Here is a 9,027-nt window from a genome sequence, read left to right on the forward strand (position 1 = left end):
TTTCCCGGTTCTATTCTAGCAGTGGAGCCCTGCCGGACAAGGGCCGGAAAATTTTTGCCCGGAAGATCACCAGCCAAAATTTTTCCGGTCCCTCCGGGCAGACCCTTGTCCTCCCGGTCTCCGCCGCTCTGCTAGAACCGTGGAAAAAAACAAAAAAATACGCAGCACCAGGCCAGGAATCAGGAAAAGCGATAAGCCAGCCGGGGGCTACGGTCAGAAAAAAGAAAGAAGGCAGGAACCATGAGCATAGATACATTGGAAAGGACGATAGGGAAAGTCGTAGAAATCAAACCGATGGTGATCCGCTCTGAGACGGGGGACATCATCAAAGCCAAATGGCTCCCGGAAGAAAGCGACTTCGGGAAGGATGTGCTGTTCACTTTTGTGTGGAGGCTCTTGAAGTTCTGGGATGCCTTCATCCCCAATCCGCTCCGGCCTATCCTCGGTCTGCTCCAGCTGATTCCATTCTTCTACTTCTATGCAGGGATGAGCGATGGATGGATGAACAAATATTATGCAGCCATCGGAATGGTCTGCACAGGGATAAGTATGTATGTGACAGCAGAAGGGGAGAGTCTGGTGGAAAGATTCAACCCCAGGAACTGGTAGGAAGAAGGGAAACACCATGGATGATAGATATTTGTGCCCCCAATGCGGGTCCGATGATGTGCGGAAACTGGAAATGATCTGGAAGGAACAAACCGGGGATATCAATCTGGACTCCGTAGGGACCACCTATGGGACCGGGGGAGTCAACGTGGGCTACTTCAAATCCAAAGGGACCCAGCTGTCTAAAATGGCAAGGGAAGCGGCTCCGCCCAGGAAGAGAAATATCAAGACCGATGTCCTGGGAGGAATCTTCCTGGGCTTCTTCCTCGGTGCCCTGTTCGGGCTGGTGGGAATCTGGTCCGGCCATAAAGACCTTGCCACTGTCCTCTTCTGGACAATGATGGGAGTGGGATGGATGTATGGATGCTTTCTGGGTGGGAAGGACCATGTATGGAATGAAAATGTATGGCCGAAAGTCTACTCCGGCTGGCAACATACCTGGATGTGTACCCGGTGCGGAAAGCGGTTTTCTGTCCATGAGTGAAAGGAAACGTGGAGGACATGAAAAGAGATACAGGATGGAGGATGCTGAAAGGATACAAAGTCTATGTTGAAGACGGCAAGGTCTACCGGGACTCGTTGCCGGATTCCTGGAAGGATATCCCTATCTGTGGACGGATGCAGAAAACGGAAAGATATGCCCGGACGGTATCCCTGTAGAGGAATTCTGCCGGGAGAACTACACGATAGAATGATAAAAACAAATAATAACAGACCCATAAAAGAGTCTGTTATGATATAATCATCATGCTGTCCAGGCGGTAATGAAACTCCGAGTTTATAAGACAAAAATTTAAGGAGACAAATATGAATATAATTTCATATGAGACGAAAATAAAATGGGAAGAAAAAATCAAACCCATCGATTCTACGTATTGGGCAGATTGGACAAAAATTGGGCAAAAAGTTTATCATCCTTTTAAATTTATTGATAAAATTTAAAAGGAAAAATCTTTGGAACCCACATTTTCCCTAGGTTTTTTAAAGGATTTATAAAAAGTAGCAAACGGCCATTTGCTTGCCCGGGATGATGTAAGATCAGACCGTAAGGGTTAAAAAATCCCCCTGGGAAACCAGGGGGATTTTTTGCGCCTAATGTCAAAGGAGACCCTTTGCCGGGGGCAAATGGTTTTGAAGGGAAACGCAGCCCGTTGGGCTGCTAACCCACCACCATTGCGCAGGCGCAACGGTCCCCCGCCCTTGCAAAGGGCGGATAACAAGTACACGGGCTTCGCCCTTGTACTCAAATAAGCAATGGGTCCATGGACCCAGCCTATATCCGCCCTTTGCAAGGGCGTAAGCAGGGAGCATCCGCTTCAGCGGATAGCGAGGTCGCTTATGCCGTAGCTGGGGACCAGCCGCAAGGCTGGTGGTGGGTTAGGCGCCGCAATACCCGGCGCCGTCCTCCTTCCTGCACCGGCCCTTGGGGGACCTGGTCCAAACGACCGGAGAAGACTCCCCGACCCCAACGGCGTAGGGGCTCGCCGAAGGCAAGCCCGACCCGGCCGCCCAGGGGGCTGTGTCCCTCTGGCAAGGGGGGAAAGGACCCGGGGCAGCGGGTAGGGGGTCCTTTTCCTCAATCTTTTACAAAATTCTATTTACGAATCATTCTTAAAATGCTATACTATATCTATACCAACAAACTATCCATTCTGATCATATAGAGGAGGAATTTCAATATGGAAAAACGTACCGTAACCTTTGCCGGCAACCCTGTGGCCCTGGCGGGGCCGGAAGTGAAAATTGGCCAGCAGGCTCCTGATTTCAAACTCATTGACAACAAACTGGGGGAAAAGACCCTGAAAGATTATGAAGGGAAGATCAAAGTGATCTCCGTGGTGCCTTCCCTGGATACCGGAGTCTGCGACGCCCAGACCCGCTGGTTCAATCAGGATGTCACCGGCCTGTCCAAAGATGTGGTGGTACTCACGGTTTCCATGGACCTGCCCTTTGCCCAGGCCCGCTGGTGCGGCGCCGCCGGGGTGGAAAACGTGGTGACCCTGTCCGATCACCGGGACGCTTCCTTCGGGAAGAACTACGGCTTCCTCATGGACGGCCTGCGGCTGGAAGCCCGGGGGGTCGTGGTCATCGACAAAAACGACAAAGTGACCTACGTGGAATACGTCCCCGAAGTGACCCATGCCATCAATTTCGACGGAGTGCTGGCTGCAGTGAAGGGGATGCTGTAAGAACAGCCAACAGTCACTAGCCACTAGTCGGCAGCCAAAGGAAAGAACCCGCCTTTTGGGGGCGGGTTCTTTTTATGGGAAAACGTCTCACGCCAAAGGAGACCATTTGCCGGGGGCAAAGGGTCCTGAAGGGAAACGCAGCCCGTTGGGCTGCTAACCCACCACCATTGCGCAGGCGCAACGGTCCCCCGCCCTTGGAAAGGGCGGATAAGCGCTCGGGCTTGCGCCCATAGCTTTTGGGAGTACCAGGGGAGATCCCGCATGATCTATATTCATCCTATGCAGGGGCGGAAAAAGGATCGGGCTGACCGCCCGTTGCTTTCAGTATACGCAGCATATTGCAGTACCAGAAAACGAGGGACCAAGTTCCCGAGTTTTTATCCGCCCTTTGCAAGGGGGGGGGGCGAGCGTCGTGGAGGTGGTCCTGAATGCCTAAGTATATCCGCCCTTTGCAAGGGCGTAAGCAGGGAGCATCCGCTTCAGCGGATAGCGAGGTCGCTTATGCCGTAGCTGGGGACCAGCCGCAAGGCTGGTGGTGGGTTAGGCGCCGCAGTACTCGGCGCCGTCCTCCTTCCTGCACCAAAACTTGGGGGACCTGGTCCCATCGACCGGAGAAGACTCCCCGACTCCAACGCCGTAGGGGCTCGCCGAAGGCAAGCCCAACCCGGCCGCCCAGGGGGCCCATCCCTTCAACGCCAAATGGGTCCGCATTTGGCTTCCCCCGGCCATTGACCATTGACCACATTGACGGCCCCGCCCCGGCGGGGCCCTTCCCAACCGAAAGGACGACCTCCATGAACTTCTTCTTCCATACTCTTTTCCCCTGGATCCGCGCCAACACCATCCTTTTCCTGGCCTCCCTGGGGGCCCTGCTTTCCTTTGGGGCGGTGCCTCCTTCCCGGGCTCTGGTGGGGGCCCTCAACCTGCCGGTACTGGCCCTTCTGTTCTGCCTTATGGGGGTGATCGGGGGTCTGCGGGAAACGGGCTTCTTTGACAGGCTCCTGGACCATCTCCTGGAAAGGCTGTCCACCACCCGGCAATTGGGGGCGGTGCTGGTGTTTGCCTGCTTCTTCGGCAGCATGTGGGTCACCAACGACGTGGCCCTGATCACCTTCGTCCCCTTTGCCCTCCTCAGCCTGGCCGGGCAGACAACGGAAAAACAGACAGCCCGGATCATCATCCTCCAGACCCTGGCCGCCAACCTGGGGAGTATGGTCACCCCGGTGGGGAATCCCCAGAACCTGTACCTGTACTTCCATTATCAGATGGAACTGGGGGGATTCCTGGCCCTGCTGCTGCCCTACACCCTGGTGTCCCTGGGGATGCTGGCCCTGGGGGTGGTCCTGTGGGTGCCCTGCCGGCCTCTGGAAAAACGGGGGAGGGGGGAACCCGGGAAAGGGAGCCCCGGGAAATACGGAAAGCTCCTGGGGTTCCTGTTCTGTCTGTGCCTTTTGACCGTGGCCCATGTGCTGGACTGGCGGGTGACCCTGGGGGCGGTGACCCTGGGGATCCTGGCCGTCCGGCCCCGGTGGTTCCGGTGGGTGGATTACCGGCTGCTGGGGACTTTTGTGGCCTTTTTTGTGCTGATCGGGAACCTGGGCCAGATCCCGGCCTTCCGGCAGCTGCTGATTTCCTTTCTGGAGGGGCGGGAATTTTTTACGGCCCTTCTGGCCAGCCAGGTGATCAGCAACGTGCCGGCGGCGGTGCTGCTGTCCGGGTTCACGGACAACGGCCGGGCCCTGGTGCTGGGTACGGACATCGGGGGCCTGGGGACCCTGATCGCCTCCATGGCCAGCCTGATTTCCTACGGGTATTATGTACGCCGCTACCCCTGGCTCCAGGGATATTATCTGAAGGCATTCACCCTGGCCAACCTGGCCTTCCTGGTGCCCCTGGCGGGGATGGCAGCGGTTCTGTAGGGGCCCGCCCGGAGAGGGCCCATCCCTTCAACGCCAAATGGGTCCGCATTTGGCCTCCTCCGGCCATTGACAATTGACAATTGACCATTGACCATTGACGGCCCCGCCCCGGCGGGGCCTTTCCCATTGACAACCCCCCGGAAAAACTCTATAATTTACAAGATATGGTAATAGCCAAAAAGCCTATAAAGGAGTCGTGAAACATGGCTGAACAAACAATTTTGACCGAAGAAGGTCTCAAAAAATTAGAAGACGAACTGGATTATCTCCGTTCCGAGAAACGGCAGCAGGTGGCCGAACGGCTGAAGGTTGCCATTTCTTACGGGGACATCAGCGAAAACTCCGAATATGACGATGCCAAAAACGAACAGGCCTTTGTGGAAGGCCGGATCCTGACCCTGGAAAACATGATCCGGAATGCCAAGATCATCAAGGATTCCGACATTACCAAAAACGTGGTTTCCCTGGGCTGCAAGGTGAAGATCGAAGACATGGAAACCCATGATCAGGAAGAATACACCGTGGTAGGGACCACCGAAGCCGACCCTATGGCCGAACCGCCCCGGATCTCCAATGAATCCCCGGTGGGCAAAGCCATCCTGGGCCAGAAGGTGGGTTCCGTGGTGAAGGTCACCACCCTCATCGGTGAACTGGACTACAAGATTGTAGCCGTAAGCCGTCCCGGCGCTGCCAAAAAGGCTGCCGCCAAGGACGCAAAATAATTTCGCAAAGAATCAGGAGGGTTTTCATGTCCGACGAAAAGAAGAACCAACCGGACGTAGAGAAGGAAGCACTGGCGGACGAAGACGTCAATGAACAGATGCAGGTCCGTCTGGATAAAATGCACAAACTGGAAGAAAAGGGCATCCTGCCCTTTGGCCATGCCTATCAGTGGACCCATCACACCAAAGAAGTCCATGACCAGGTGGATGCCATGGAAGCTGCCGGCACTGTAGTGAAAGTGGCCGGCCGTCTCCTGGCCATCCGGGGCCACGGCAAGACCTGTTTCATGGATCTCCAGGACAAGACCGGCAAGATCCAGCTGTATGTCCGGAAGGACGAACTGGGCGAAGAAGCCTACAGCGTGGTGAAACTGCTGGATATCGGGGATATTGTAGGGGTGGAAGGCACCGTGTTCAAGACCCATATGGGGGAACCCTCCATCCGGGTCCAGAAACTGGAATTCCTCTCCAAGGCCCTGAAACCCCTGCCGGAAAAATGGCATGGGCTGAAGGATAAGGAAATCCGCTACCGTCAGCGGTATGTGGATCTGATCGTGAACCCGGAAGTCCGGGATGTGTTCGTGAAACGGACCCAGATCATCAAGTGCATCCGGCAGGTGCTGGACGACCAGGGCTACCTGGAAGTGGAAACCCCTGTGCTGAACACCATCTCCGGGGGCGCCACCGCACGGCCCTTCATTACTCATCACAATGCCCTGGACATTGACCTGTACCTGCGGATCGCCACGGAACTGAACCTGAAGCGTCTGGTGGTAGGTGGCCTGGAACGGGTGTACGAACTGGGCCGGGTGTTCCGGAACGAAGGGATGGACATCAAACACAACCCGGAATTCACCACCCTGGAATGTTATGAAGCCTTCGGGGATTTCAACACCATGATGGACCTGACGGAAAAAATCGTCACCACCTGTGCGGAAAAGGTCCTGGGGACCCTGAAGATCCAGTATGAAGGCACGGAAATCGACCTGACCGGGCCTTGGCCCCGGATGTCCATGATCGACGCTGTGAAGAAATACAGCGGCAAGGACTTCACCGGCGTCAAGGACGTGGAAGTGGCCCGGCAGCTGGCCAAAGAAGCCGGTGTGGCGGTGGAACCCGCCTGGGGCGTGGGCAAGATCATCAACGCCTTCTTCGACGAATTCGTGGAAAAGAACCTGATCCAGCCCATTTTCATCACCGGCCATCCCAAGGAAATCTCTCCTCTGGCCAAGAGCAGTGTGGCGGATCCGGACATCACCGACCGTTTCGAAGGGTACATCTTCGGCCGGGAACTGTGCAACGGCTTCACTGAACTGAACGATCCTCTGGACCAGAAGGAACGGTTCGAAAAACAGGTGGAAGAACGGAATGCCGGGGATGACGAAGCCGGCATGATGGACGAAGACTTCATCAACGCCCTGATGCACGGTCTGCCTCCCACAGGGGGCCTGGGCATCGGCATCGACCGTCTGGTAATGTTCCTGACGGGGGCTGTGTCCATCCGTGACGTGCTGCTGTTCCCCACCATGAAACCTCTGGACGGTGGGAAGAACGAAGCCCCCAAGGCTCCTGCTGCTGCTCCTGTGGCAGCCGAAACTGCTGCAGCTCCGGCTTTCGAAACGGTGGCACCGGAAAAGATCGACTTCTCCAACGTGACCATCGAACCGCTCTTCACCGACTATGTGGATTTCGACAAGTTTGCAGACTGCGACTTCCGGGTGGTGAAGGTGAAGGACTGCTTCGCCGTGCCCAAGAGCAAGAAGCTGCTCCAGTTCACCCTGGACGACGGCACCGGCACCGACCGGACCATCCTCAGCGGCATCAAGGCCTACTACGATCCGGAAGACCTGATCGGCAAGACCTGTGTGGCCATTGTGAACCTGCCGCCCCGGAAGATGATGGGCATCGAATCCTGCGGGATGCTGCTCAGCGCGGAACATATGGAAGGGGAAGAACGGAAACTCCATCTCCTGATGTTGGATCCCCATATCCCCGCCGGCGCGAAATTGTGCTGATAAAAAGGGCTGTTGCGTGAGCAACAGCCCCTTTTTTCTATGAGGTGTGACAACCATGCAAAAAGACATGACCCGGGGACCCATCCTTCCCCTGATCCTGGAATTCCTTTTCCCCATGTTCGTGGGCAACGTGTTCCAGCAGCTGTATAACATGGCGGATATGATCATCGTGGGCCGGTATGTGGGGGCCGGGGCTCTGGCGGCCGTAGGCTCCGCCGGCACCCTGATGTTCCTGGTCCTGGGCTTTGCCCTGGGGATCACCGCCGGCTTCGGCATCCTCACCTCCCAGCGGTTCGGGGCCAGGGATGAGGCCGGGGTCCGCCGGAGCGTAGCCAACGGCACCCTTCTGGCGCTGCTCCTTTCCCTGGCCATGACCCTTTTGAGCACCGCCGCCGTGCCCTGGCTCCTGGAACTGTTGAACACTCCGGCGGATATCTGGAACGATGCCCGGACTTACATCACCATCATTTTCCAGGGGCTTTTCACCAACGTATTCTACAACATGGCTTCCGTGTTCCTCCGGTCCGTGGGGAACAGCAAAGCCCCGTTGTTCTTCCTGGTGTTTTCCGCCTGCCTCAATGTGGGGCTGGATCTGCTGCTGATCATCCAGTTTGGCATGGGAGTGGCCGGGGCGGCCCTGGCCACGGTGGTGAGCCAGGGGCTCTCCGTGCTCCTGTGCCTGGTGTACATCCTGAAAAAAGTCCCGGTACTGGTGCCGGAGAAACAGGACTGGGGAATGTACCGGTATGAGACCCGGGAACAGCTCCGGATGGGGGTGCCCATGGCTCTCCAGTTTTCCATCACCGCCTCCGGGATCATGATTGCCCAGTCTGCCATCAACCTGTTCGGTTCCACCGCTGCCGCGGCTTATACGGCGGCTTCCAAGGTATCCATGCTGCTGACCCAGGGGTGTCTGTCCATGGGCCAGACCATGGCCACCTATGCAGGCCAGAATTTCGGCCGGGGAGACCTGGAACGGATCAGCCTGGGGGTGAAGAAATCCCTCCGGGTGATGGCCCTGTATTCGGTGCTGGCGGCGGTGGTGCTCCACTATCTGCTGCCTTGGCTCATGGGCTTCTTCTTTTCCGGGGATACGGACCCGGCGGCCCTTATGCCCTGGGCCCAAACCTATGGAGACATTGCCATGTGGTTCTACCTGCCCCTGAGCAGCATCTTCATTTACCGGAACGCCATGCAGGGGGTGGGGTACGCCCTGGCGCCCACCCTGTGCGGGGTGGTGGAACTGGCCGCCCGGGGCGGCACGGCCCTTCTGGGCATGCACACCCACAGCTACGCCATCTCCGCCGCCTGCGACCCCATGGCTTGGCTGACCGCCGGCCTGTTCGCCTGGTGTGCCTGGCAGTGGGTGATGAAGGATATGGAGAGAAAAAAGGGGGTGTGAAAAGATTCACACCCCAATCGTGGAAAAAAAGACTGGCGCCGCAGGCGCCAGTCTTTTTTTAGGTTCTTTGTCAAATGTTGGGGTAAGCTCCAATTCATCTACCACACACGGACGTGAGCGATTTTTGCTCACGTCTGTTTTTATTTTAATTTCACCATCGAAAGCAGTAAA

At 56.6% G+C, this 9,027-nt stretch carries 8 protein-coding genes; all 8 read left to right on the top strand.

Features of this window, described 5'->3' with window-relative positions; all coding sequences use genetic code 11:
* Positions 1-240 precede the first annotated feature (240 nt).
* The 8 genes from ACTQY1_RS07715 to ACTQY1_RS07750 all read left to right on the top strand — a co-directional run bounded on the left by ACTQY1_RS07715 (position 241) and on the right by ACTQY1_RS07750 (position 8,856).
* Positions 241-609: a hypothetical protein gene (locus ACTQY1_RS07715; protein WP_441374022.1), complete on the top strand. Its 369-nt coding sequence runs from the start codon at positions 241-243 to the stop codon at positions 607-609.
* A 16-nt stretch (positions 610-625) separates the two neighbouring features.
* A complete protein-coding gene (locus tag ACTQY1_RS07720; protein WP_441374023.1) occupies positions 626-1,093 on the top strand; it encodes a hypothetical protein in 468 nt (155 codons plus the stop codon).
* A gap of 17 nt (positions 1,094-1,110) precedes the next feature.
* Positions 1,111-1,269 carry a hypothetical protein gene (locus tag ACTQY1_RS07725; RefSeq protein WP_441374024.1) on the top strand — a complete coding sequence of 53 codons (159 nt, stop codon included), beginning with the start codon at positions 1,111-1,113 and terminating at the stop codon, positions 1,267-1,269.
* Positions 1,270-2,288: 1,019 nt separating this feature from the next.
* A complete protein-coding gene (gene tpx / locus ACTQY1_RS07730; protein WP_441374025.1) occupies positions 2,289-2,798 on the top strand; it encodes a thiol peroxidase in 510 nt (169 codons plus the stop codon).
* 794 nt (positions 2,799-3,592) lie between these two features.
* A complete protein-coding gene (locus ACTQY1_RS07735) occupies positions 3,593-4,717 on the top strand; it encodes an SLC13 family permease (RefSeq protein ID WP_154487338.1) in 1,125 nt (374 codons plus the stop codon).
* A 203-nt stretch (positions 4,718-4,920) separates the two neighbouring features.
* Positions 4,921-5,439, top strand: coding sequence for a transcription elongation factor GreA (greA, locus tag ACTQY1_RS07740; protein ID WP_441374026.1), 519 nt, complete (start codon positions 4,921-4,923; stop codon positions 5,437-5,439).
* 26 nt (positions 5,440-5,465) lie between these two features.
* Complete coding sequence (gene lysS / locus ACTQY1_RS07745; protein ID WP_441369152.1) at positions 5,466-7,454, top strand: lysine--tRNA ligase; 1,989 nt, start codon at positions 5,466-5,468, stop codon at positions 7,452-7,454.
* Positions 7,455-7,509: 55 nt separating this feature from the next.
* Positions 7,510-8,856 carry an MATE family efflux transporter gene (locus ACTQY1_RS07750; protein WP_441374027.1) on the top strand — a complete coding sequence of 449 codons (1,347 nt, stop codon included), beginning with the start codon at positions 7,510-7,512 and terminating at the stop codon, positions 8,854-8,856.
* Positions 8,857-9,027 lie beyond the last annotated feature (171 nt).

This window comes from Acidaminococcus sp. HCP3S3_G9_1, assembly GCF_052122455.1.
Taxonomy (GTDB): Bacteria; Bacillota; Negativicutes; order Acidaminococcales; family Acidaminococcaceae; genus Acidaminococcus.

Coding starts and splice junctions, on each gene's coding strand:
- ACTQY1_RS07715 (WP_441374022.1), top strand. CDS start 241: ATGAGCATAGATACATTGGAAAGGACGATAGGGAAAGTCGTAGAAATC.
- ACTQY1_RS07720 (WP_441374023.1), top strand. CDS start 626: ATGGATGATAGATATTTGTGCCCCCAATGCGGGTCCGATGATGTGCGG.
- ACTQY1_RS07725 (WP_441374024.1), top strand. CDS start 1,111: ATGAAAAGAGATACAGGATGGAGGATGCTGAAAGGATACAAAGTCTAT.
- tpx (WP_441374025.1), top strand. CDS start 2,289: ATGGAAAAACGTACCGTAACCTTTGCCGGCAACCCTGTGGCCCTGGCG.
- ACTQY1_RS07735 (WP_154487338.1), top strand. CDS start 3,593: ATGAACTTCTTCTTCCATACTCTTTTCCCCTGGATCCGCGCCAACACC.
- greA (WP_441374026.1), top strand. CDS start 4,921: ATGGCTGAACAAACAATTTTGACCGAAGAAGGTCTCAAAAAATTAGAA.
- lysS (WP_441369152.1), top strand. CDS start 5,466: ATGTCCGACGAAAAGAAGAACCAACCGGACGTAGAGAAGGAAGCACTG.
- ACTQY1_RS07750 (WP_441374027.1), top strand. CDS start 7,510: ATGCAAAAAGACATGACCCGGGGACCCATCCTTCCCCTGATCCTGGAA.